Here is a 22,714-nt window from a genome sequence, read left to right as displayed (position 1 = left end):
GCCGCGACGTGGTTCAAGCGCGCCATGAGCGACGCCGTCTTCTCCGATCCGCTCGACCTGAAGAAGGTCGAGACCCGCGCCTGGTTCGAACATCTGCGCGACCGCATCCACGCCGCCTTCGAGGCGCTGGAGGATGCCGCCCCCGCCGACCTGTTCCCCGGCGAGCCCGGCCGCTTCGTCCGCACCGCATGGGAACGGCCCGAGGGCGGCGGCGGCGTCATGGGCATGATGCACGGCCGCCTGTTCGAAAAGGTCGGCGTCCACGTCTCGACCGTGCATGGCGCCTTTCCCGCGGACTACGCCAAGACCGTGCCCGGCGCCGACGTCGATCCGCGCTTCTTCGCGACGGGAATCAGCCTGATCTGCCATCCCGTCAGCCCGCGCATTCCGGCCGTTCACACGAACACCCGCTTCATCGCCACGACAAAAAGCTGGTTCGGCGGCGGCGGCGACCTGACGCCCGTGCTGATGGCGGATCGTCGTCAGGATCACCCCGACACCGTCGCCTTCCACGCCGCCATGCAGGCCGCCTGCGACGCCCACGACCCGACTTGGCACGCCAAATACAAGGCCTGGTGCGACGAGTATTTCTACCTGCCCCATCGCAAGGAGCCGCGCGGTACCGGCGGCGTCTTCTACGACCATCACGACAGCGGCGACTACGACCGCGACTTCGCCTTCACCCGCGACATCGGCCTGGCCTTTTTGGACGTCTATCCCCGCATCGTCGCCGGCCGCATGGCCGAACCCTGGACGGCCGAAGAGCGCGAGGAACAGCTGATCCGCCGGGGCCGCTATGTCGAGTTCAACCTGCTCTACGACCGCGGCACCATGTTCGGCTTGAAGACGGGGGGGAACGTCGACTCGATCCTGTCGTCCATGCCGCCGGTGGTGAAGTGGCCCTAGCCCATCGCTTCGACGAACACGTCGCCGGCCCGGCTGCGATACCGTTCGCGGTGTCGTAAAAGGCGGAACGGGCGCTCCGGCAGGGTGAAGGGCGCCGTCACCAGCCGCCCGGCGGCCACCGACGCATAGGCCACGCTTTCCGACAGGGCCGTGGCCCCCGCCCCCGCCTCAGCCGCCGCCAGCACGGCTTCGTTCGACGGCAGGGTCATCGACACCGACAGGGTCGCGGGATCGACCCCCATGTCCTGCACCGCCGCCTCCAGCGTCGATCGTGTGCCGGATCCGACTTCGCGCAACACCCACGGCTGGCCCGCCAGATCCTTCGCCTCCAGCCGACGTCGCGTCGCCCACGGATGGTCCGGCGTCACCAGCACGGCCAGCCGGTCCGACCCCACCTGAACCTGGGACAAGGCCGGTTCGTCCACCGCTCCCTCGACCAGGCCGATCTCGGCGGCGCCGCTCAGCACCGCCTGCGCCGCCTCGCGCGTGTTGCCGATCTCGACGGCCAGTTCGACGCCGGGATAGGCCGTGTGGAAATCCACCAGCCGGCGCGGCAGCCAATAGCTGGCGATGGTCTGGCTGGCGAACACCGCCAGACGCCCGCGCCGCAGGGCGCTCATGTCCGCCAGAGCCGCCTCGGCCGCCGCCGCTCGCGCCAGCACCGCCTTGGCCTCGGGCAGAAAGGCGCGCCCTGTCTCGTTCAGCACGACGCCCCTCCCGATCCGATCGAACAGTCGCACGTCATGCGCGGCTTCCAGAGCGGCGACGGCGTTCGACACGGCCGACTGGGTCAGGTTCAGCGCCCGCGCCGCCGCCGTCACATGCTCGCGCTCGGCCACCGCGACGAAGATGCGTAGGCGCTCCAAAGTCACGATTGATCTCCAAATCGGATTGAAACGACCATAACTATCCGTTGGACCGCCGTCGAGGGCCGGCGCATCACGCTTGACGATGAAGTCCGCCGCCCTGCCCGCTCCCTTTCAAACGCCTACTTTGGCGTCGACGACGGCGTTTGCGCGCAAAATCCGGCCCGGCGTCCTGCTGTGCCTGCTGGTCACGCTGGCGGGCATCGGTCTGACCAGCATCGAGCGCGACGTGATCGGCCATGTCTGGCTGGAGCCGCTGGTGCTGGCCATCCTGCTGGGCGCCGCCGTCCGCACCGCCTGGACGCCCGATACGCGGTTCAAGGCCGGGATCGACTTCTCGGCCAAGACCCTGCTGGAGGTCGCGGTGGTGCTGCTCGGCGCCTCGGTCAGCGCCGCCACCCTGTCGTCGCTGGGCGTCGGCTTCGTCCTGGGCATCTTCGCCCTGGTCGCGCTCGCCATCGTCGTCGGTTTCGGCGTCGGTCGCGCCCTGGGTCTGAACCCGCGCATGGCCCTGCTGGTCGCCTGCGGCAATGCCATCTGCGGCAACTCCGCCATCGCCGCCGTCGCCCCCGTCATCGACGCCGACGGGAAAGAGGTCGCCGCCTCCATCGCCTTCACCGCCGTGCTCGGCGTGATCGTGGTCCTGGCCCTGCCCCTGCTGGGTGGCCTGATCCATCTGAACGGCCTGCAGTACGGCGCCCTGGCCGGTCTGACCGTCTATGCGGTGCCGCAGGTTCTGGCCGCCGCCGCGCCCTTCGGCGCCCTTGCCACGCAAACCGGCACGGTGGTCAAGCTGGTGCGGGTGCTGATGCTCGGTCCCATCATCCTCGCCCTGTCGCTGATCTTCCGTGACCGCGCGCCCGGCGCCGCAAAGCCCGGGCTATCGCGCCTGCTCCCGTGGTTCATCATAGGCTTCCTGGTCATGATCGGCCTGCGCTCGTTTGACCTGATTCCGCAGGCCGCACTGGCGCCCATGGCCGCCGCCTCGGGCCTGCTGACCGTCGTCGCCATGGCCGCCCTGGGTCTCCAGACCGACATCCGCGCCGTCGCCCGCGCCGGCGGCCGCGTCGTCGCCGCCGTCATCCTGTCGCTGGGCGCCCTGGTCGTGCTGGCGCTGGCGCTAATCAGGCTGCTGGGCCTTTAAATCCCGCTGCCGTAGTCCTCGACCGGCGGCGGCGTCAGCAGCAGGAAGGCGCGGATCCAGGCCGTCAGCACCGCCCGGTCGTTGGGCCGCTTCAGACTGTCGATCGCCTGATCCGCCACATCATGCGGGATGCGCGCCCCACGCCGCCCCTCTATCAGCGCCGCCGCATAGTCCGGCTGGAACTCCGGGTGACACTGAAACGAGATCGCATCGTCGCCCCAGGCCAGGCCGGCGTAGGGCGTGAAGCCGCTGGACGCGATCACCCGCGCATCGTCCGAAATCGCGACGACCTGATCCTGGTGCGACACGGGAATGGCGATCGTCCGCGCGCGCGGATGCATCCACGGCGCATCCTCGCGCACGTCATAGCGGTGCAGCCCGACGCCCCAGCCCTTGTGCGACTTCTCCACCACCCCGCCGAACGCATGGGCCAGCGCCTGATGCCCGAAACAGATGCCAACCAGCCGCGTCCGCCCCCGCGCCGCCCTCAGCCAATCGATAAGCTGCGGGATCCACGGCAGATCGTCATAGACCCCCGCCGCCGACCCTGTGACGATGGCCCCTTGGAAGACCGACGGATCCTCGGGCAGATGCCCCGACTGCACGTCGAACCGCGTCGTCGGCACGCCCTCGCCCAGCAGGGCCCGGAACCGCGCCGGATAGTCGTCGAAATCGTCCTTCAGATGCTCCGGCGGGTGTCCGGTTTCCAGAATGGCGATGCGCGTCATGCGACTAACCTAGTGACTGCGGTCAGAAGGTCCAGACCTCCGCCCGTCCGCCCGCTTCCCCCAGCGCCCCCGCGACCCAGCCGCAGATCTCGTTCGCGGCCGCTTCCGCGCCCGCCGGCGGATTGACCACCACCATGGCGCAGCCGTTCATCTTCATCGGATTGGTCAGCGGCCTCAGCCGCGCTTCGGCGACCAGTGTCGGCCCCGCCTTGCCCTGCAGCCGCCGGATGAAGCCGTCGAAGGTCTCCAGATCCTTCAGCGGCGTCCAGATCGCCACCGTCGCCTCCGGATCGCGCCTCACCACCGAAATCGCAGTCTCGGCCGAGCGAATATAGTCGTCGGGCTTTTCGAACGGCGGGTCGATCAGCACCAGCGGCCCGCGCACTGTCGCCGCCTCCGCCACTACCGCTGCATAGCCGTCGCCCTCGCGCGCTTCGGCATCCGCGCGCCCCGTCAGCGCCTCGGCCAGCAGGGCTCGAACCGGCGGGTTCAGCTCAAACCCGACATAGCGACCGCCAGGCGTCAGCGCGTCCGCGATCAGCAACGGCGACCCCGGATAGAACCGCGCCCCGCCATCGGGATTCAGCGCCGCGACCTCGGCCGCCAGCGTGTCCATCAGCGGCGTCCGCCCCTCGGCGGATATCAACCGCGCCACGCCGGCCTCGGCTTCCTTCGACCGCACGCCATCGCCGGACAGATCGTACAGCCCCGCCCCCGCATGGGTGTCGAACACCGTCAGCGGCCCCGCCGCCTGCCGCGTCTTCATCAGCCACAGCACCAGGGCGTGCTTGACCAGGTCGGCGAAATTTCCGGCGTGAAAGCTGTGGCGATAATTCATGCCGCCTCGTCTCGCGCCCGGCCCGCGCGGTCAAGCGGAACTCGCGCGCCAGACACGGCGTTCGGCCCAAGTCCTTGTACGGAAAGATGCGATGGCCGCCAAAACCACCCTCACCGACGCGCAGCGCACGCCGCCAAAGGGCGTCGCGACCCAGGCCAAGCGCGGTCTTGACCTGCGCGATAAGCACGACCGGGGCGGCACCGAGGTCGGCGTGCGCCGCGCCCATCAGTTGGCGGATCAGAAGCCCGTCTCGGACAAGGACATCAAGGACATCTACAGCTACTTCGCCCGCCACACCGTGGATAAGGATGGCAAGGGCTGGGGCAGTCGAACCGATCCTTCGGCCGGCTATATCGCCTGGCTGCTGTGGGGCGGCGACCCGGCCGAGCGCTGGATCAAACGGCTGCATGACCGCCTCGAAAAGGCGAACGGGTGATGGCCGACGGATCGCACGCCTTCGACATCGCCGCCGAAGTTCCCCAGGGCCTCAGCTATTGCAGCGACGAGTTCGCGGGACTGACCCGCCGCCGCGCCGGCAAGGGCTGGTCCTATCGCGACGCCAAGGGAAAGACCGTGACGGACGCCAAGACCCTGGCCCGCATCCGCGCCCTGGCCATTCCGCCCGCCTGGACCGATGTCTGGATCTGTCCCAAGGCCAACGGCCATATCCAGGCGACCGGCCGGGACGTGAAGGGCCGCAAACAATACCGCTATCACAACGACTGGAGCACGGCCCGCTCCGAAAACAAGTTCGACAAGCTGCCGGCCTTCTCGCGCAACCTGCCGAAACTGCGCGAGAAGATCGAACATGACCTGGCCCTTCGCGGCGTCTGTCGTGACAAGGTGCTGGCCACCGCCGTGCGCCTGCTGGAGATTACCCTGATCCGGGTCGGCAACTCCATCTACGCCAAACAGAACCGCAGCTACGGCCTGACGACCCTGCACAAACGTCACATCGATGTGGATGGCGCGGCCCTGACGTTCGAATTTCGCGGCAAGAGCGGCAAGGATCACAGCGTCAGCGTCAAGGACCGGCGCCTCGCCAAGGTGGTGCGACAGCTGGAAGGCCTGCCCGGCCAGCAGCTGTTCAAATACCGCGCGGCCGACGGGACGCTGTGCCCGGTCGATTCCGACGACGTGAACGCCTACATCCGCGAGGCGATGGGCGAGCAATTCTCGGCCAAGGACTTCCGCACCTGGGCCGGCACCGTCTCGGCGGCGCGGGCGCTGCGCGACACCGAGGCTCCGACCTCCCCCACCGACGCCAAACGCAAAATCACCGTCTGCGTCAAGGCCGTCGCCGGCCTCTTGGGCAACACCCCCACCGTCTGCCGCGCCTCGTACGTTCACCCCAAGGTCTTCGCCCTTTTCGAAAGCGGTGAAATCGGCAAGGCCTTGCCGGGCTCGGAGACCAAGGGGTTCGAAAAAGCGCTGATCAAACAGCTGCTCGCTGTCTGATCAGCGTTACGCGTCTCTCAGGCGGCCTTGTCCCAGTCCAGCACGACCTTGCCCGACTGGCCCGACTTCATGGCTTCGAAGCCTTCGCGATAGTCGGCGTAGCCCAGGCGGTGGGTGATCAGCGGGCTCAGATCAAGCCCGGCCTTCAGCAGGCCCAGCATCTTGCGCCAGGTGGTGAACATCTCGCGCCCATAGACGCCCTTGATGGTCAGGGCCTTCAGGATGATCGCGCCCCAGTCGGTTTCCATCGGCTTGCCGGGAATGCCCAGCAGCGCCATGCCGCCGCCCATGATCAGGGTGTCGATGCACTGTTTGAAGGCGATGGGCGAACCCGACATCTCCAGCGCCACGTCGAAGCCGACTTTCAGGCCCAGTTCCTTCATGACATCGTGAATGTCTTCCTTGGTCGTATTCACGGTGCGAACGCCCGGCGCGACCTTCTGCGCCAGCTCCAGCCGGAAGTCGTTGATGTCGGTCAGGACAACGGTGCGCGCGCCCGCGTGACGGGCGACAGCGGCGGCCATCATGCCGATCGGGCCGGCGCCAGTGACCAGCACGTCCTCGCCCAGCAGGTCGAACTGTTGCGCCGTGTGCACCGCATTGCCGAACGGATCCAGGATCGAGCCGATCTCATAGGGCACGTCGTCCGGCAGTTCGATGACGTTGAAGGCCGGCGCCACGACGAACTCGGCGAAGGCGCCCTGACGGTTGACGCCAATGCCGCGCGTCTTGGGGTCCAGGTGAAAATGTCCGGCGCGGGCGGCTTCCGAGTTCAGGTCGATGACGTGACCCTCGGCCGAGACGCGCTGGCCGATCCTCAGCGGACGATCCACATCCTTGCCGATGGCGACGATCTCGCCGGCGAACTCGTGGCCGGTGATCATCGGGGTCGGAACGTTCTTCTGGGACCACTCGTCCCAGTTCCAGATGTGGATGTCGGTGCCGCAGACGGCGGTGCGATGCACGCGGATCAGCACGTCCTCCGGTCCCGCCTTGGGGATCGGCGCGTCGATCAGGTCCAGGCCGACGCCAGGCGCGGTCTTGGCCAGGGCCTTCATCGTGTCGGTCATAGTCTCAACTCCCTGAAATCACGGCTCCGGGTTCATCCCGAAACCCGCGGCTGAGGCCCCACGCCTCCTCGCCGCTTGGTCTTCGTCGATGGCGGGCGAAAGGGGCTAAATGACGCCCAGTTCTCGTCCCGCCTGAGTGAACACTTCGACCGTCCGGTCGATCTGATCGAAAGTATGCGCCGCCGACATCTGTGTGCGGATTCGCGCCTGGCCGCGCGGCACCACGGGGAACGAGAACCCGATCACATAGACGCCCAGCTCCAGCGCACGGGCCGCGAAATCCTGCGCCAGTTTGGCGTCGCCCAGCATGACCGGGATGATCGGATGTTCGCCGTCCAGCAGGGTAAAGCCTGCGTCCGACATGGCCCCGCGATAGCGATGGGCGTTGGCCGACAGGCGGGTGCGCAATGCATCGCCTTCCGACCCTTGGGCGATGCGGATCGCCTCCAGGCTGGACCCGCACACAGCCGGCGCCAGGGCGTTGGAGAACAGATAGGGCCGCGCCCGCTGTTTCAGCAGTTCGACCACCGACTTCTTCGCGCAGATGAAACCGCCCATGGCGCCGCCCAGGGCCTTGCCGAAGGTGCCGGTGACGAAATCCACCTCGACACCGTGATGTGCGAACGAGCCCTTGCCTTGCGGGCCCAAAAAGCCCGTCGCGTGGCAGTCGTCCACCATGATCAGGGCGTCGTATTTGTCGGCCAGCGCCCGGATCTCGTCCAGCTTGGCGATATAGCCGTCCATCGAGAAGGCGCCGTCGGTGGCGATGATGATGTCGCGGGCGCCGGCCGCGCGAGCCTCCTTCAGACGGCTCTCCAGCTCGTCCATGTCGGAGTTGGCGAAGCGATAGCGTTTGGCCTTGCACAGCCGAACCCCGTCGATGATAGAGGCGTGATTCAGGCTGTCGGAGACGATGGCGTCGTTCTCGCCCAGCAGCGGCTCGAACAGACCGCCGTTGGCGTCGAAGGCGGCGGCGAACAGGATGGCGTCCTCGAAACCGAGATAGGCGGCGATGGCCGCTTCCAGCTCTTTGTGGATCTCCAGCGTGCCGCAGATGAAGCGTACGGACGCGGTGCCCGCGCCCCACTTCGCTTGCGCCGCCATCCCGGCCTGGGTCACGCGCTCGTCGCCGGCAAGGCCCAGATAGTTGTTGGCGCAGAAGTTCAGCACGTCGCGTCCGGCGACCTGGATCACAGGCCCCTGGCGCGAGGCGATGATGCGTTCGGGCTTGGTCAGGCCCTGGGCGTCGATCTCGGACAGTTCGCCGGCGACGCGGTCGTAGAAGCTTTGGGTCATGGGCCGCGACCTACGCCGATTTTCGATCGGTTTCCACCCGCCTCAGGTCGCTGGCGCCGGGTTGGCCTCGGCCCGGATCGGACTGACGCGAATGCGGCCGCCGCAGGGGCTGAACGAGAACGGCAGGCTGACGGCGGCGGTATCGCTGGGCGCCGTGACCTTTATCGTGGCCGCGTCGGGACAGGTCTTTTGCATGGCTTCGTTAGGCACGACGCTCCAGGCCATTTCGAAATAGGCCTTGGCCCGGGGCGCCAGTTGGACAGGCGTCGGGACCTGGCCTTGGCGGAAATAGCTTCCGGGACTCTGTTCGGCGCGAATGGACGAAAGGGTGCGCCCCCGCGCGTCCTGCAAGGTCACCGTCGGATAGCCGGTCAGGCTGCACGCCTGGGTTCCGATATTTTGAAGACTGAAGTTGCTGACCCGATTTCCGGCGCCCGCATCCCCTTCGCCCGCCGCCAGCGTCAGTTGCGGCCCCTTGCAGGGCAGTGCAGCGGGCAAGACCCCGCCGGTCGCCTCGGTCGGCGTCTGACTCGGCGTCGGCAGCGGTCCGGGCGTCGTATCAGCCCCGGGGATCGGCCGCGAGCAGCGCTCCAGCACCGCGACACCGGTGGTGCCGTCCGGACCCAGGCGGCTCAGCGTGCCGCTCTCCTGCCCGTCGCGCGTCGCCGTCCACCATTCCACCCCGCCGCCGACATAGCGCGCCCCGCTGGCGGCCTGCACCGAACGCAAGGCATAGGTCTGGTTCTGATGGGTTAGCCTGGCGTTGTCGCTGTCGACATACTGGACCTGAAGCGTCGCGCCGCTTTCGCAGGCATAGCCGACCGAGGGCGCGTCGGATGCAGGCGCGGCCGCTGGCTCGACCGGCGCGGCGGGCTGTTCGGGTTCGGTGCGCGAGCAGGCTGCGGCGCCGGTCAGGGCGGCGATTGCGACGAAGGCGGTCAGGCGGTGCGACATCATGTCATGTCCTCTGGTTTCGCCTTCAACGGCCCAACCTGAACAAAGGCTCCGCTTAATGCCCTGCTTTTGGCGTCTCCATCAGCTCGATCAACACGCCGCCCATGTCGCGTGGATGCAGGAAGACGACCGGCGTCCCGTGCGCCCCGATGCGCGGTTCGCCCGTGCCCAGGATCGTCACGCCCTTGGCGCGCATCTCGGCGACGGCGGCGTGGATGTCCGCGACCTCGAAACAGACGTGGTGCTGGCCGCCCTTCGGGTTCTTGGCCAGGAAGCCGACGATGGGGCTGGTGTCGTCATAGGGTTCGATCAGCTCGATCTGGGCCGTCGGCGTATCGACGAAACAGACCTTCACGCCTTGCGCCGGCAGGTCGAACGGCTCGCCGATCTTCGTAGCGCCCAGGATATCGCGATACAGTTTGATCGACTCGGCGATGGAGGGCGTGGCGACGCCGACGTGGTTCAGGGCGCCGATCATGACTTGTCCTTGTCGGGGGCGGGCTGGGCGTAACCCAGACGCTGGTTCAGCTTCTCGATCAGGTCGACCGCCGTATCGGCGATGGCCGAACCGGGCGGATAGACGGCGGCCGCGCCCATATCGAGCAGAGGCTGAACGTCGGACGGCGGGATCACCCCGCCGACCACGATCATGATGTCGGGCCGGCCCAGTTTCTCCAGCTCGGCCTTCAGCTCCGGCACCAGCGTCAGGTGCCCGGCCGCCAGCGACGATGCGCCGACCGCGTGAACGCCCTTCTCGACCGCTTCCTGGGCCGCCTCGGACGGCGTCTGGAACAGGCTGCCGGCCGTGACGTCGAAGCCCAGATCGCCGTATCCGGTCGCGACCACCTTCTGGCCTCGGTCGTGCCCGTCCTGGCCCAGCTTGGCGATCAGGATGCGCGGCGGTCCGCCGTCGTTCTCGACGAAGGTCGCGACCATCTCGCGGGCGCGGGCGAAGCGGGCGTCGGTCCCCGCCTCCTTGGCGTATACGCCCGACACGGTCTGGACCGTCGCGACGTGGCGGCCGAAGGCGGCCTCCAGCGCGTCGGAGATTTCGCCCACCGTCGCCTTGGCGCGGGCCGCCTGAACCGCCAGTTCCAGCAGGTTGGCGTTCCTGCGCGCGCCCTCGGTCAGGGCGTTCAGCGCCGCATCGGTCGCCGCCTGATCTCGCTCAGCGCGCAGGCGCTTCAGCTTGTCGATCTGGGCCGCCAGCACCGCCGCATTGTCGACCTTCAGCATCGGAATGTCGTCGACGACAGGGTTCAGATATTTGTTCACCCCCACTACCGTCTGCTGGCCGGTGTCGATCCGGGCCTGGGTCTTGGCGGCGGACTCCTCGATCCGCAGCTTGGGGATGCCGGCTTCGATCGCCTTGGCCATGCCGCCCAGGGCCTCGACCTCGGCCATGTGGGCCCTCGCCCGTTCGGCCAGTTCGTGCGTCAGCCGTTCGACATAGAAGCTGCCGCCCCAGGGATCGATGACCCGCGTCAGACCCGTCTCCTGCTGCAACAGGATCTGGGTGTTGCGCGCGATCCGGGCCGAGAAGTCGGTAGGCAGGGCCAAGGCCTCGTCCAGCGCATTGGTGTGCAGGCTTTGCGTCTGGCCGCCCGCCGCCGCCATGGCCTCGACCATGGTGCGCGGCACATTGTTGAACACGTCCTGCGCGGCCAGCGACCAGCCCGACGTCTGGCAGTGGGCGCGCAGCGACAGCGACTTGGGATCGGCCCCGCTCTCTTTCCTGACCGCCTCGGCCCACAGGAGGCGGCCGGCGCGCATCTTGGCCACTTCCATGAAATAGTTCATGCCGATGGCCCAGAAGAAGCTCAGGCGCGGCGCGAACCGGTCGATCGGCATGCCCGCCGCGACGCCAGCGCGCAGATACTCGATCCCGTCCGCCAGGGTGTAGGCCAGCTCGATATCCGCCGAGGCCCCCGCCTCCTGCATGTGATAGCCGCTGATCGAGATCGAGTTGAACTTCGGCGTCTCCTGCGCCGTCCAGGCGAAGATGTCGGCGATGATCCGCATCGAGGGTTCGGGCGGATAGATGTAGGTGTTGCGGACCATGAACTCCTTCAGAATGTCGTTCTGAATGGTCCCGGTCAGCTTGGCGTGCGGCACGCCCTGTTCCTCGGCCGCGACGACATAGAGGGCCAGGATCGGCAGCACCGCCCCGTTCATCGTCATCGAGACCGACATCTGATCCAGCGGGATCCCGTCGAACAGGGTGCGCATGTCATAGATGCTGTCGATGGCGACGCCCGCCATGCCGACGTCGCCCTTCACCCGCGGGTGGTCGCTGTCATAGCCCCGGTGCGTCGCCAGATCGAAGGCGATGCTCAGTCCCTTCTGCCCGGCCGCCAGGTTGCGTCGATAGAAGGCGTTGGACTCCTCGGCGGTCGAGAAACCGGCGTATTGGCGGATCGTCCAGGGATTGCCCGCATACATGGTCGGATAGGGACCACGCACGAACGGCGCGAACCCCGGCAGGCCGTGCGGGTGATCCAGCGCGTCCGTGCTGTCGGGAGCATAGGCGGTCTCGACCGTCAGCCCCTCGGGCGTCAGCCAAGGATCCCGCGTCGGCCCCTGCCCGGTCGCATCGAGGTTTAGGGCGATCTTGCTGAAATCGGGGAAACTCATTGAGCCGTCTCCTCGAAAGCCGCGGCGAACCGGATCGGAGACAGGGGCTCGCAGACCCGCTCGACAGGCACGGCCGCCTCATCGGCCGCCTCGACCGGCGCCGGCCGCACGTCCGCGTCCACATATTTGGTCACGCCGATGATCTGGGCCGCACCGTTCGTCAGCGCGGCCTCGCGCACGGCGCGAGCGCGCGCGATGCGGGGTTGGATGATCGAGCCCTTCAGGGCCTCGACCAGACCGCCCTCGGCCTCGATCATCTGGAACTCGGCCCAGCCGGCCTCGGCCAGATCGCGCGTCCGGGCGTCCAGATACCAGGAGCCGGCGGCCGGATCATCGACCCGACCCAGATTGGCCTCCTCCATCAGGACTAGCTGAGTGTTCCGCGCCTGACGCCGGGCGAAGGCGTCCGACGTCCCGGAGGCGCGGGTGAAGCCGTCCAGCACCACCACGTCCGCCCCGCCGACCGCGCCGGCGAACCCCGCCGCCGTCAGCCGCAGCAGATTGGGCCAGGGATCGCGCGCCGACAGCATCCGTCGCGACGAGCGCGCTTCGATAACCGCCGGAACATCCACGTCGAACGCCTTCGTCAGGCTGGCCCAGATCAGCCGCATGGCCCGAACCTTGGCCAGGCTGTCAAAATATTCCGCATCGACCGACAGGCCGACGACGGTGCCGCGCAAAGCCGCCTCGACCGACATCCCGGCCTCCACCGCCGCCTTCGCATGCGCCACGACGCTGGACGCCGCAAAGGCCAGCTCCTGCGCCGCCGAACCGCCCGCCTCGTGCGCTACACGCCCGCTGGCCAGAAAGAAGGTCGCGTCCGGATAGGCCCCCGCATGACGCGCCGCCGTATTGGCCGCCAGGCTCAGATGCTCTTCAACCGAACGCGGGGCCCCGCCCGCCTCTGCGAAGGCCGAGACCGGGTCCATATGGAATCTCAGCTTGGCGCGCGGAGACCCCTTGGCGACGACCGCCAGGGCGTTGGCCGCATCCGGCCCGTCGATCCCAGCGTCCAGCGCGACCGGCGCCAACTCAAGCGCCACGCCTTCCAACGCCCGACCCAAGGGCGCGGAATCCGCCAGCACCCGCCCCTTCAGCACCACCGACGCCGCGCCATTCTCCAGATCGGTCAGGACGGCCGCGTTGACCGCCTCGGCATCGTCGCCCTCCACCAGCGTCCGCAGATCCCAGGCCCGGCCTTCAGAGTCGGACGGACGAGGGGCGAAGATCGGCTGCACGCCCGTCGCGCCCGCATACAGCGGCCGCGTCACCAGCTGATCGGCGTCGAGATGCATCAGCGACTCGATGGGTCGATCCTTCAGCGCCTTCTGGGCCGCCTCGCGCCATTCCAGCGGCGTGGGCGCGGGAAAGCCCGTCATCACCCGAACTCCACCAACACGTCGTCCGCCGCCACCGGATCGCCGTCCTTGGCGCCGACGGCCTTCACCACCCCGTCGCGTTCGGCCTTCAAAATGTTCTGCATCTTCATGGCCTCGATGATGGCCACCGTCTCGCCGGTCTTGACCTCCTGGCCGACGACCACCGGAATCGAGACCACCAGACCGGGCATCGGCGACAACACCATTTTGGAGGTGTCCGCCGCGACCTTTTCCGGCAGGCGCGCATACAGTTCGGCGACGTGGGGCCGCAGCACCCGCACCCGCGCCTTGGCCGCACGGTGGCGGATGTCGAAGCCGTCGGCGACGCGCTTGACCTCGGCGGTGAAGGGCTCGCCGTCCAGATCGGCCTTGAACTGGGCCAGACCCGGCCGCCAGTCGATGTCCGACAGTCGGATGTCGCCCCCGCTCGTCAGGGTCAGGATCATCTCCTCGTCCTCGTCATAGGACAGGCCGACGCCGTGCGGCGTCTTGTCGATCATCACGATCCAGTCGGTGCGGTCCGACGGATCGCCGTCCTGTTCGGCGATGACCTCGTGCATGGCCAGGGCCGAGGCGATCAGGATCCGCTCCTGATCCTGAGTCGGCTTCAGGCCGTGGAAGCCGTCAGGGAACTCGTCCTTGATATAGCTGGTCGACAGATTGCCCGACTTGAAGCGGTCCTGATCCATCACCGCGGCCAGGAAGGGCACATTATGGCCCAGGCCCGACAGATGGGTGTCCTCCAGCGCGCGGGCCATGCCCTCGACCGCCGCCTCACGCGTCTCGCCCCAGGCGCACAGTTTGGCGATCATGGGATCGTAGAACATGCTGATCTCGTCGCCCTCGCGGACGCCGGAATCATTTCGGACCACATAGCCGTCCTGCTCGCCCTCCTCCGGCTGCTCGTAGCGAACCAGACGCCCGATCGAGGGCAGGAAGCCGCGATAGGGATCCTCGGCGTAGATGCGGCTTTCGATGGCCCAGCCGTCGATCTTCAGGTCATTCTGTTCGAAAGCCAGTGTCTCGCCCCAGGCCGAGCGGATCATCTGTTCGACCAGATCGACGCCGGTGATCAGCTCCGTCACCGGATGCTCGACCTGCAGCCGGGTGTTCATTTCCAGGAAGTAGAAGCTCTTGTCCTGACCGGCGACGAACTCGACCGTGCCGGCCGAGTCATAGTTCACCGCCTGAGCCAGGGCGACCGCCTGCGCCCCCATGGCGGCGCGGGTGGCCTCGTCCAGCAAGGGGCTCGGCGCCTCCTCGATGACCTTCTGATTGCGGCGCTGGATCGAGCATTCGCGCTCGAACAGGTGGACCACATGGCCGTGCTTGTCGCCCAGCACCTGGATCTCGATGTGGCGCGGATCGACGATGAACTTTTCCAGAAAGACCCGGTCGTCGCCGAAGGCGTTCAGCGCCTCGGCCTTCACCGCCGCAAACCCCTCGGCCATGTCGGCGTCCGAATGGGCCACGCGGATGCCCTTGCCGCCGCCGCCGGCCGAGGCCTTGATCATGACCGGATAGCCGATCTCACGCGCGATCCTGACCGCCTCGTCCGGCGTCTCGATCAACCCCATATGCCCCGGCACGGTCGAAACGCCTGCCTCGGCCGCCAGCTTCTTGGAGCTGATCTTGTCGCCCATGGCCTCGATGGCCTCGGGGTTCGGCCCGATGAAGGCGATCCCTTCGTCTCTCAGCCGCCGCGCGAACCCGGCGTTCTCGCTCAGGAAGCCGAAGCCCGGATGCACGGCCTGCGCCCCCGTTTGGCGCACCGCCTCGACGATCTTGTCGGCCAGCAGATAGGACTGCGCCGCCGGCGCCGGCCCGATCAGCACCGCCTCGTCGGCCATCTCGACCGCCAGCGACCCGGCGTCGGCCTCCGAATACACCTGCACCGTCTGGATGCCCATCTTGCGGCAGGTTTTAATGATCCGAACCGCGATCTCGCCCCGGTTGGCGATGAGGATTTTGGAGAACATGTCTGAGCCTACAGCGGAATATTGTCGTGCTTCTTCCAGGGGTTCTCCTGGACCTTGTTCTTCAGCGTCCGCAGCGCCTTCACCAGCCGCCGCCGCGTGCCGTGGGGCATGATGACGTCGTCGATGTAGCCCAGGCCAGCCGCCACGAACGGATTGGCGAACCGGTCCTTGTACTCGGCCTCGCGCACGGCCAGGGCCGCCGGATCGCCGGCCTCCTTGCGGAAGATGATCTCGACCGCCCCCTTGGCCCCCATGACCGCGATCTCGGCGGTGGGCCAGGCGTAGTTGACGTCGCCGCGCAGGTGTTTCGAGCTCATCACGTCATAGGCGCCGCCATAGGCCTTGCGTGTGATCAGGGTCAGTTTGGGCACCGTCGCCTCGGCATAGGCGAACAGCAGCTTGGCCCCGTGTTTGATCAGGGCGCCGTATTCCTGCTTGGTCCCCGGCATGAAGCCCGGCACGTCGACCAGCGTCACCAGAGGAATGTCGAAGGCGTCGCAGAAGCGCACGAACCGCGCGGCCTTTCGGCTTGAATCGATGTCCAGCACGCCCGCCAGCACCTGGGGCTGGTTGGCGACGATCCCGACCGTCTGTCCGTCCAGCCGGCCGAAGCCGCAGATGATGTTTTTGGCGAAGTCGGCCCCGATCTCGAAGAAGTCGGCCTCGTCGACCACCTTCAGGATCAGCTCCTTCATGTCATAGGGCTGGTTCGGATTGGCCGGGATCAGGGTGTCCAGCGACGGCTCGTCACGCTCCGGCTCGTCATAGCTTTCGCGCACCGGCGGCTTTTCGCGGTTCGACAGCGGCAGGAAGCCGATCAGGCGGCGCACTTCCGACAGGGCCTCCAGATCGTTCTCGAACGCCCCGTCCGCCACGCCCGACTTGCCGGCGTGGACCCGCGCGCCGCCCAGGTCCTCGTGGCTGACGACCTCGTTGGTGACCGTCTTCACCACGTCGGGGCCGGTCACGTACATGTAGCTCGTGTCCTTCACCATGAAGATGAAGTCGGTGATGGCGGGCGAATAGACATCGCCGCCCGCGCACGGCCCCATGATCACGCTGATCTGGGGAATGACGCAGCTGGCGAGTGTGTTCTGCAGGAAGATGTCGGCGTAACCCGCCAGGCTCTCCACGCCCTCCTGGATCCGCGCGCCGCCGGCGTCGAACAGGCCGATGATCGGCGCGCCGGTGGTCAGGGCCATCTTCTGCAGCTTGACGATCTTGGCCGCATGGGCGCCCGACAGGCTGCCGCCGAAGACGGTGAAGTCCTTGGAGAAGACATAGACCAGCCGTCCGCCGATGGTGCCACGCCCCGTCACCACCCCGTCGCCGGGGATGCGCTGGTCCTGCATGCCGAAGTCGTGGCTGCGGTGCTCGACGAACATGTCGGTCTCCTCGAAGGAGCCCTCGTCCAGCAGCACGTCGATGCGTTCGCGCGCCGTCAGCTTGCCCTTGGCGTGCTGGGCGGCGATACGCTTTTCGCCGCCGCCCAGTTTGGCGGCGGCGCGACGGCGCTCCAGTTCTTCAAGGATGGCTTGAGTCATGATGGATCTTCGCCTCTCGTTCAAAGAACGCGTGGCGCCTTCATCGCAAAATGGCAAACGCAACTTTGCAAAAAGTGTGGAACTGCGCGGGCTTGCAAAGGATGGCGATATGATCTGCAAAGTTGCGAATGGCTGAGAAGCTTTTTCTGGGCGCCAAACTGCGCAAGCTGCGCGAGGCGCGCGGCTGGACGCTGGAGGCGTGCGCCGAACGGCTGGGCCTGTCCCCGTCCTATCTGTCGCAGATCGAGACCAACCAGCGCCCGGCCACCGCGCGCGTCCTGATCGCGCTGACGCGCGCCTTTCACGTGGACGCCAGCCTGTTCGATCTGGAAGGCGACGCCCGCCTGATCGCCGACCTGCGCGAGGCGACCACCGATATCGCGGGTCAGGCGGAGCCGCCGACGGCCGCCGAGCTGAAACAGGCCGTCGCCAACACCCCGCGTCTGGCCCGCCAGTTTCTGGCCCTGCACCAGACCTTCCGTCGTCTCGACGAACGGGTGAAGGCGCTGGACGACACCCTGGGCCGGGACGAACACGGCGCCAGTGTCGCCCTGTTGCCCTACGAAGAGGTGCGCGACTTCTTCCACTATCGCGACAACTATATCGACACGCTGGACACTGCGGCCGAGACGCTGGCGGCGACCCTGGTGCAGGACGGCCAGATCGAGCGGGCGCTGGAGACGGCGCTGGCCCAGGCGCACGGCGTCCGCGTCGCCTATGTCGCCGGTCAGGAGGCGCTGCGGCGCTACGATCCCGCCAGCCGCGTCCTGACGCTGGACGCCTGGCAGCCCGGCGCGACGCGGTCGTTCCAGCTCGCGCACCAGCTGGCCCTGCTGTCCTTCCGCGACCTGATCGAGGCCGAGCTGGATCAGGCCGCCATCCGCACCGACGCCGCACGGGACGTTGCCCGCGTCGGGCTGGCCAACTATGCGGCCGGCGCCCTGCTGCTGCCCTATCGCGCCTTCCTCGAGGCCGCGCGCGAGGAAAAGCACGACATCGACCGGCTGCGGACCCGCTTCCAGGTCAGTTTCGAACAGGTCTGCCACCGGCTCTCGACCCTGCAACGGCCCGGCTGGCGCGGCGTGCCCTTCTATTTCGCCCGCGTGGACATGGCCGGCAACATCACCAAGCGGCACAGCGCCACCCGCTTCCAGTTCGCCCGCTTCGGCGGCGCCTGCCCGCTGTGGAACGTCCACGAAGCCTTCGCGGCGCCCGACAGGATCGGAGTGCAACTGGCCGAGATGCCCGACGGATCGCGCTACATCTCCATCGCACGCAGCGTGTCAAAGCCCAGCGGCTCCTACCTGGCCAACGACCGCCGCTACGCCCTGTCGTTGGGATGCGAGGTCGAACATGCGGGCGCCCTGGTCTATGCCGCCGGTCTGGACCTGAACGGCCCCGCCGCCCGGATCGGCGTCAGCTGCCGCATCTGCGAGCGCACCGACTGCACCCAGCGCGCCTTCCCGCCCCTGGACCGGACCTTGCACGTGCCCGAGAACGAGCGCGGCGTGGTGCCCTATGTGCTGGATGGCCCGCGCCCCGACCGCTATTGATCGGGGCATGACCTCACATGCACCCATCGGCGTCGCCGTCGTCGGCTACGGCCTGGCGGGCCAGACCTTCCACGCCCCCCTGATCGCCGCCACGCCCGGCCTGCGCCTGGCCGCCGTCGTCTCGTCCCGACCCGAAGCGGTCCACGCCGACCTGCCCGACGTGGAGGTGCTGCCGAACCTGGACGCCGCATTGGCCCGTGACGACATCAGCCTGATCGTCGTCGCCACGCCCGACGCCCTGCACGCCGAACAGTCGATCGCGGCGCTGAAGGCCGGCAAGTCGGTGGTGGTGGACAAGCCCTTCGCCGCCACCTTGGCTGACGCCGAAGCCGTCGCCGCCGTCGCAGCGTCATCGCCCGGCGTTTTCAGCGTCTTCCAAAACCGCCGTTGGGACGCCGACTTCCTGACCCTGCGCCGCCTGATCGACCAGGGCGAACTCGGCGAGATCGCCGTGTTCGAAAGCCACTATGACCGCTTCCGCCCGACCGTCACCGATCGCTGGAAGGACAAACGCGACGGCGGCGTCTGGGCCGACCTGGGCCCGCATCTGATCGACCAGGCGGTCCAGTTGTTCGGCCCGCCCCTGGCCGTCTACGCAGACCTCCAGGCCCAGCGCGTCGGCGCCACGGCCATCGACTACGCCCACGTCCTGCTACGCTATAGCCGGCTGCGGGTCATCCTGAACATGAGCCACCTCGCCGCCGAGGCCAGCCTCCGCTACGCCGTCCACGGCACGGGCGGCAGCTTCATCAAACACGGCCTCGACGCCCAGGAGAGCCAGTCCAAGGCCGGCCTGCGTCCCGGCGACGCGGACTGGGGCGTCGATGCTTCGCCCGGCGAGCTGACGAAACAGATCGACGGCGAAACCATCCGCACCACACCGACGGCCGAACGCGGCGACTATCCCGCCTTCTACGCCGCCATGCGCGATGCGATCCTCGGCGAGGGACCGCCGCCCGTCTCCGCCGACCAAGCCCTGACCGTCATGCGCATCCTGGATGCCGGTCTGTGCAGCGCGGCGGAGCGTCGCGAGATCGCTTTCTAGCTCTTCTTGCGGCCCTTCGACGTCGCCGCCGGCGCGTGGGCCAGTCGCAGCAGATTGGCCGCGCCCGGCGCCCCGAACGGCGTGCCCGCCAGGATCAGGATGCGTTGTCCCGGCTCGGCCAGGCCATATCGAACGGCGCTGTTCACCGCATCATCGGTGACGGCCTCCAGAGAGTCCGGCTGCTCGCCCAGACGCGGCTCCAGCCCCCAGACCAGGGCCAGCCGGCGCGCGGTGTTGGGATTGGGCGTCAGCACCAGGATCGGCTTCAACGGCCGCTCGCGCGCCATCCGCCGCGCGGTGCCGCCCAAGGTCGTGAACACCACCAGACAGCCGGTCGAAGGCGCATTCGCCGCCATCCGCGCCGCCCCGACCAGGGCGTCCACGTCATGCTCGTCCATGCCGGCGTGTTCGGCGCCCATCAGGCTGGGCCACATCGGATCGCGTTCGACGCGCTCGATGATCCGGCTCATGATGCCGACGGACTCCAGCGGATAGTCGCCCGACGCCGTCTCGGCCGACAGCATCAGGGCGTCCGCGCCCTCATAGACCGCATTGGCCACATCGGTCGCCTCGGCGCGGGTCGGGGCCGGGGCGCTGGTCATGGATTCCAGCATCTGGGTGGCCACGATCACAGGCACCCCGCGATTGCGGGCCGCGCGCACGATCTGCTTTTGCGCCACCGGCACATCCTCGGGATCCAGTTCGACGCCCAGATCGCCGCGCGCCACCATAACCCCGTCGCAATAGTCCAGGATGGCTTCCAGATCGGCCAGGGCCGCCGGCTTTTCGATCTTGGCGAGGCAGGCCGCCTGCCCGTTCACGATCCGCTTCAGCTCGGCCATGTCCTCGGGCTTCTGCACGAAGCTGAGCGCCACCCAGTCCACGCCCATCCGCAGGGCGAAGGCCAGATCCTCCCGGTCCTTAGTAGTCAGGGCCGAGACCGGGATCACCGCCTCCGGCACCGCCACGCCCTTTCGGTCCGACAGCTTCGAGCCGCTTTCGACCGTCACATCCGCCCACTCGTCGGTCCGCTCGCCCACACGCAGACGCACCCGCCCGTCGTCCAGCAGCAGCAGCATCCCCTTGCGCAGCGCCTTGAAGATTTCGGGATGCGGCATCTGCACCCGCGTCTCGTCGCCGGGCGTCGGGTCCAGGTCGAAGCGCATGGTGTGGCCCGGCTTGACCGCGATCTCGACGTCCTTGAACCGGCCCAGACGCAGCTTCGGCCCTTGAAGGTCGGCCAACACGCCCAGCGGACGCTGCAGGGCCATCTCGGCGCCGCGCACCGCCTTCAACGCGGCGGCGTGATCCTCATGCGACCCGTGGCTGAAGTTCAAGCGGAACACGTCCACCCCCGCTTGGGCCAGCGCCTTGACGGTGCTGGGCGCACGGCTGGCGGGTCCCAGGGTGGCGACGATACGCGCGCGACGGGCTCGGTTCATGACGTTTCCTGTTGGCTCTCTCGGACGGCAAAACGGGGCCGCCTGGGCGATTTCGCCCTCTTCTGCCAACGAAACCCGCGCTGCGTAAGGCCGCCTTCCCCTCAGGAAACATGAGTTGACGGCCGGAAACAGGAGTTTATCTGGCCGCCGCCCTGCAAGCCGCCACGGCGAACCCGTTCAAATCGATGCATCGGCCCTCGACCTGCGGCGCGGCGACGCCGATCACATGGGCGAGGGTCGGGGCGATATCGACGGTCCGGATCGGCAGGAACCGTTCCTCCGCCTTGGCGCCCGGCCACCAGAAGATGATCGGCACGCGCCGGTCATATTCCCACGGCGTGCCGTGCCCGGCCAAGGTCGAGCCGACGCGGCCGCCCGAGGTGGTGTTCTGGGTCCAGGCGAACTGGATGTCGGGTGATCGCTCGGCGACGGTCGACAGCCGCATCCGCTCGCGCACCGTCATCATCTCGGGCTGACGGCTGTCGGGCAGAGGCTCGGCCAGCAGCCGGTCGCGCGTCTCGGCAAAGGCGACGTCCGGCAGGGCGCGCAGCATCTCGACCGCCGCTTCCGCCACCTGTGTCCGCAACGGATCGGGCAGCGACTTGTGATCCGCATCGGCGACCATCCAGCCCGAACCGCCGGACTGCAGCGGATCGGCGTCCAGGTTGAAGCGCGCCTTCAGCGCGGCGTTGACGCCCTTGATCGCATTGGTGTCGGCGCGGTGCGCCTGCGGATAGCCATGCTCGTGCAGCCGCTCGACGAAGTCCGACCCGCCGTGATCAGCCGTCAGAACCACCAGCGCCCCGCCCGGAACCTGGGCCAGCTTGTCCAAGAATGCGCCCAGCGCCGCATCCAGCCGGTGCATCTGCTCGCACATCTCCGGCCCCTGGGTGCCGTACATATGGCCGATCCGGTCGGTGGCCGACAGGCTGACGCCCAGCATGTCGGTCGCCGTCCCCTGCCCCAGCTTCTGGCTGTCCAGCAGATATTCCGCCGCTTTCAGCGTCTGCTCGTCCAGCAGCGGCGAGGTGTCGAACTTCAGCCCCGCCGGCGGCAGCACCGAATGGACGGTCTGGCCGCGGATGGTCCAGTCCCCCGCCAGCGCCCGGCAGTTCGCGTTCTGATAGTCCCAGGCTGTAGGCGTCGCCGCCGTCCAGGCGTTAAAGTCACGGTTGAACGCCGCAACCGGCGCCAGCTTCGCCTCGGCCGTCTGACCCGGCTCGACATAGGTCGTCAGTCCAAACCCGTCGGTGAACCAGAAGGCCTGCCCCTGATGACCGGCCAGATTGATCGCCCCGCGATCCTTGCCCGACACCGCCATCACCTTGCTGTCCGGGCTGACGGCCTTCAGCCAGTCGCCCAGCGTCGTGGCGCGCAGCTGATCCGGGCCCACCGGCCCGTTGTCGGTATCGTCGCGACCGTGCGCCAGGTGGTTCTGCGGCGCGGCCAGGCAATAGACTTCCTTGCCGGTCTTACCGTCGATCCAGTCGTTGGCCGGGATGCCGGTCTCGGCCGGATGCATCCCAGTCAGAACGGTGGAGTGACCCGGGCAGGTCTCGGTCAGACCGTGGGTCTGATAGCCGTTGATCGACACCAGCCCCTGGTCGGCCAGCCGGCGCAGGCCGCCGCTGTAGCGGTTGCGATACTGGTTGAAGAGATTGGCGCTGAACTGATCCACCACGATGGTCACGATCAGTTTGGGCGGCGTCAGGGCCGCGATCGACGACTGCGACGCGGCGGCCTGAACCGTCGGCTGGGCGACCGGCGCGCCCGCACAGGCGGCGCCCGCGATCGACAAGACGGCCAGACACGCGGCGGCGACGTGACGCGACAGGGACATGGAGAACTCCAACAACAGCCGTGCGGCCTCTAGCTGTT

Annotated in this window: 20 protein-coding genes; 7 read left to right on the top strand and 13 right to left on the bottom strand. The window is 67.9% G+C overall.

Features of this window, described 5'->3' with window-relative positions:
* Positions 1-24 precede the first annotated feature (24 nt).
* A complete protein-coding gene (gene hemF / locus ABIB58_RS09810; protein ID WP_354040795.1) occupies positions 25-906 on the top strand; it encodes an oxygen-dependent coproporphyrinogen oxidase in 882 nt (293 codons plus the stop codon).
* On the opposite strand, the gene ABIB58_RS09805 is transcribed toward hemF, so the two are convergent.
* Positions 903-1,778, bottom strand: a complete 876-nt coding sequence (locus tag ABIB58_RS09805) for a LysR family transcriptional regulator (RefSeq protein WP_354040636.1) — start codon at positions 1,776-1,778, stop codon at positions 903-905. The genes hemF and ABIB58_RS09805 overlap by 4 nt on opposite strands.
* A gap of 79 nt (positions 1,779-1,857) precedes the next feature.
* Here ABIB58_RS09805 and ABIB58_RS09800 point away from each other — a divergent pair, with 79 nt between their 5' ends.
* Entirely contained in the window at positions 1,858-2,916 is a 1,059-nt protein-coding gene (locus ABIB58_RS09800; RefSeq protein ID WP_354040793.1) for a YeiH family protein, read from the top strand.
* Here the strand turns inward: ABIB58_RS09800 and ABIB58_RS09795 are convergent.
* A complete protein-coding gene (locus ABIB58_RS09795) occupies positions 2,913-3,644 on the bottom strand; it encodes a glutamine amidotransferase-related protein (protein WP_354040634.1) in 732 nt (243 codons plus the stop codon). The two genes, ABIB58_RS09800 and ABIB58_RS09795, sit on opposite strands and share 4 nt — an antisense overlap.
* Positions 3,645-3,666: 22 nt before the next feature.
* Positions 3,667-4,482 (bottom strand): 23S rRNA (adenine(2030)-N(6))-methyltransferase RlmJ, encoded by an 816-nt coding sequence (rlmJ, locus tag ABIB58_RS09790; protein ID WP_354040631.1) that lies wholly within the window; start codon positions 4,480-4,482, stop codon positions 3,667-3,669.
* Positions 4,483-4,573: 91 nt separating this feature from the next.
* Here rlmJ and ABIB58_RS09785 point away from each other — a divergent pair, with 91 nt between their 5' ends.
* Positions 4,574-4,918 carry a hypothetical protein gene (locus ABIB58_RS09785; protein ID WP_354040629.1) on the top strand — a complete coding sequence of 115 codons (345 nt, stop codon included), beginning with the start codon at positions 4,574-4,576 and terminating at the stop codon, positions 4,916-4,918.
* Positions 4,918-5,940 (top strand): DNA topoisomerase IB, encoded by a 1,023-nt coding sequence (locus ABIB58_RS09780; protein WP_354040627.1) that lies wholly within the window; start codon positions 4,918-4,920, stop codon positions 5,938-5,940. Before ABIB58_RS09785 ends, ABIB58_RS09780 begins: the two co-directional genes overlap by 1 nt.
* Before the next feature lie 17 nt (positions 5,941-5,957).
* On the opposite strand, the gene tdh is transcribed toward ABIB58_RS09780, so the two are convergent.
* From tdh to ABIB58_RS09740, 8 genes are all read right to left on the bottom strand, one after another.
* Positions 5,958-7,010: an L-threonine 3-dehydrogenase gene (gene tdh, locus ABIB58_RS09775; RefSeq protein ID WP_045810123.1), complete on the bottom strand. Its 1,053-nt coding sequence runs from the start codon at positions 7,008-7,010 to the stop codon at positions 5,958-5,960.
* A gap of 105 nt (positions 7,011-7,115) precedes the next feature.
* Entirely contained in the window at positions 7,116-8,306 is a 1,191-nt protein-coding gene (locus tag ABIB58_RS09770) for a glycine C-acetyltransferase (protein WP_045810124.1), read from the bottom strand.
* Between the two features lie 42 nt (positions 8,307-8,348).
* Positions 8,349-9,263 (bottom strand): DUF4232 domain-containing protein, encoded by a 915-nt coding sequence (locus ABIB58_RS09765; RefSeq protein WP_045810125.1) that lies wholly within the window; start codon positions 9,261-9,263, stop codon positions 8,349-8,351.
* Positions 9,264-9,315: 52 nt separating this feature from the next.
* A complete protein-coding gene (gene mce / locus ABIB58_RS09760; RefSeq protein WP_045810126.1) occupies positions 9,316-9,738 on the bottom strand; it encodes a methylmalonyl-CoA epimerase in 423 nt (140 codons plus the stop codon).
* Positions 9,735-11,894 (bottom strand): methylmalonyl-CoA mutase, encoded by a 2,160-nt coding sequence (gene scpA, locus ABIB58_RS09755; protein ID WP_045810127.1) that lies wholly within the window; start codon positions 11,892-11,894, stop codon positions 9,735-9,737. Before scpA ends, mce begins: the two co-directional genes overlap by 4 nt.
* Complete coding sequence (locus ABIB58_RS09750; RefSeq protein ID WP_354040624.1) at positions 11,891-13,273, bottom strand: methylmalonyl-CoA mutase family protein; 1,383 nt, start codon at positions 13,271-13,273, stop codon at positions 11,891-11,893. Before ABIB58_RS09750 ends, scpA begins: the two co-directional genes overlap by 4 nt.
* Complete coding sequence (locus tag ABIB58_RS09745) at positions 13,273-15,252, bottom strand: acetyl-CoA carboxylase biotin carboxylase subunit (protein ID WP_354040623.1); 1,980 nt, start codon at positions 15,250-15,252, stop codon at positions 13,273-13,275. Before ABIB58_RS09745 ends, ABIB58_RS09750 begins: the two co-directional genes overlap by 1 nt.
* 8 nt (positions 15,253-15,260) lie before the next feature.
* On the bottom strand, positions 15,261-16,796 hold the full coding sequence (locus ABIB58_RS09740; RefSeq protein ID WP_354040621.1) for an acyl-CoA carboxylase subunit beta: 1,536 nt from the start codon (positions 16,794-16,796) through the stop codon (positions 15,261-15,263).
* On the opposite strand from ABIB58_RS09740, the gene ABIB58_RS09735 reads away from it, so the two are divergent.
* From ABIB58_RS09735 to ABIB58_RS09725, 3 genes are read left to right on the top strand one after another with little or no spacing between them, the layout of a single operon-like run.
* The gene (locus ABIB58_RS09735) at positions 16,795-16,932 is read left to right on the top strand and encodes a hypothetical protein (protein ID WP_153923009.1); all 138 of its coding nucleotides are present in this window, start codon (positions 16,795-16,797) and stop codon (positions 16,930-16,932) included. The two genes, ABIB58_RS09740 and ABIB58_RS09735, sit on opposite strands and share 2 nt — an antisense overlap.
* Positions 16,925-18,349, top strand: coding sequence for a helix-turn-helix domain-containing protein (locus ABIB58_RS09730; RefSeq protein WP_354040618.1), 1,425 nt, complete (start codon positions 16,925-16,927; stop codon positions 18,347-18,349). The genes ABIB58_RS09735 and ABIB58_RS09730 overlap by 8 nt, the downstream gene beginning before the upstream one ends.
* A 7-nt stretch (positions 18,350-18,356) precedes the next feature.
* Positions 18,357-19,394: an oxidoreductase gene (locus ABIB58_RS09725; RefSeq protein WP_354040616.1), complete on the top strand. Its 1,038-nt coding sequence runs from the start codon at positions 18,357-18,359 to the stop codon at positions 19,392-19,394.
* Here the strand turns inward: ABIB58_RS09725 and pyk are convergent.
* Together pyk and ABIB58_RS09715 are read right to left on the bottom strand one after the other, a co-directional pair.
* On the bottom strand, positions 19,391-20,836 hold the full coding sequence (gene pyk / locus ABIB58_RS09720; RefSeq protein ID WP_354040614.1) for a pyruvate kinase: 1,446 nt from the start codon (positions 20,834-20,836) through the stop codon (positions 19,391-19,393). The genes ABIB58_RS09725 and pyk overlap by 4 nt on opposite strands.
* Positions 20,837-20,972: 136 nt before the next feature.
* Entirely contained in the window at positions 20,973-22,676 is a 1,704-nt protein-coding gene (locus tag ABIB58_RS09715; RefSeq protein ID WP_354040612.1) for an alkaline phosphatase family protein, read from the bottom strand.
* Positions 22,677-22,714: the final 38 nt, after the last annotated feature.

This window comes from Brevundimonas sp. UYEF29, from assembly GCF_040546195.1.
Classification (GTDB): Bacteria; Pseudomonadota; Alphaproteobacteria; order Caulobacterales; family Caulobacteraceae; genus Brevundimonas; species Brevundimonas huaxiensis.
Note: the sequence above shows the minus strand (reverse complement) of the source record. Positions and strands in the feature narration are given on the sequence as shown.

Coding starts and splice junctions, on each gene's coding strand:
- ABIB58_RS09795 (WP_354040634.1), bottom strand. CDS start 3,644: ATGACGCGCATCGCCATTCTGGAAACCGGACACCCGCCGGAGCATCTG.
- tdh (WP_045810123.1), bottom strand. CDS start 7,010: ATGACCGACACGATGAAGGCCCTGGCCAAGACCGCGCCTGGCGTCGGC.
- ABIB58_RS09800 (WP_354040793.1), top strand. CDS start 1,858: ATGAAGTCCGCCGCCCTGCCCGCTCCCTTTCAAACGCCTACTTTGGCG.
- ABIB58_RS09780 (WP_354040627.1), top strand. CDS start 4,918: ATGGCCGACGGATCGCACGCCTTCGACATCGCCGCCGAAGTTCCCCAG.
- ABIB58_RS09730 (WP_354040618.1), top strand. CDS start 16,925: ATGGCTGAGAAGCTTTTTCTGGGCGCCAAACTGCGCAAGCTGCGCGAG.
- ABIB58_RS09725 (WP_354040616.1), top strand. CDS start 18,357: ATGACCTCACATGCACCCATCGGCGTCGCCGTCGTCGGCTACGGCCTG.
- ABIB58_RS09735 (WP_153923009.1), top strand. CDS start 16,795: ATGATGGATCTTCGCCTCTCGTTCAAAGAACGCGTGGCGCCTTCATCG.
- scpA (WP_045810127.1), bottom strand. CDS start 11,894: ATGAGTTTCCCCGATTTCAGCAAGATCGCCCTAAACCTCGATGCGACC.
- ABIB58_RS09740 (WP_354040621.1), bottom strand. CDS start 16,796: ATGACTCAAGCCATCCTTGAAGAACTGGAGCGCCGTCGCGCCGCCGCC.
- ABIB58_RS09715 (WP_354040612.1), bottom strand. CDS start 22,676: ATGTCCCTGTCGCGTCACGTCGCCGCCGCGTGTCTGGCCGTCTTGTCG.
- rlmJ (WP_354040631.1), bottom strand. CDS start 4,482: ATGAATTATCGCCACAGCTTTCACGCCGGAAATTTCGCCGACCTGGTC.
- ABIB58_RS09765 (WP_045810125.1), bottom strand. CDS start 9,263: ATGATGTCGCACCGCCTGACCGCCTTCGTCGCAATCGCCGCCCTGACC.
- hemF (WP_354040795.1), top strand. CDS start 25: ATGAGCGACGCCGTCTTCTCCGATCCGCTCGACCTGAAGAAGGTCGAG.
- pyk (WP_354040614.1), bottom strand. CDS start 20,836: ATGAACCGAGCCCGTCGCGCGCGTATCGTCGCCACCCTGGGACCCGCC.
- ABIB58_RS09745 (WP_354040623.1), bottom strand. CDS start 15,252: ATGTTCTCCAAAATCCTCATCGCCAACCGGGGCGAGATCGCGGTTCGG.
- ABIB58_RS09770 (WP_045810124.1), bottom strand. CDS start 8,306: ATGACCCAAAGCTTCTACGACCGCGTCGCCGGCGAACTGTCCGAGATC.
- mce (WP_045810126.1), bottom strand. CDS start 9,738: ATGATCGGCGCCCTGAACCACGTCGGCGTCGCCACGCCCTCCATCGCC.
- ABIB58_RS09785 (WP_354040629.1), top strand. CDS start 4,574: ATGGCCGCCAAAACCACCCTCACCGACGCGCAGCGCACGCCGCCAAAG.
- ABIB58_RS09750 (WP_354040624.1), bottom strand. CDS start 13,273: ATGACGGGCTTTCCCGCGCCCACGCCGCTGGAATGGCGCGAGGCGGCC.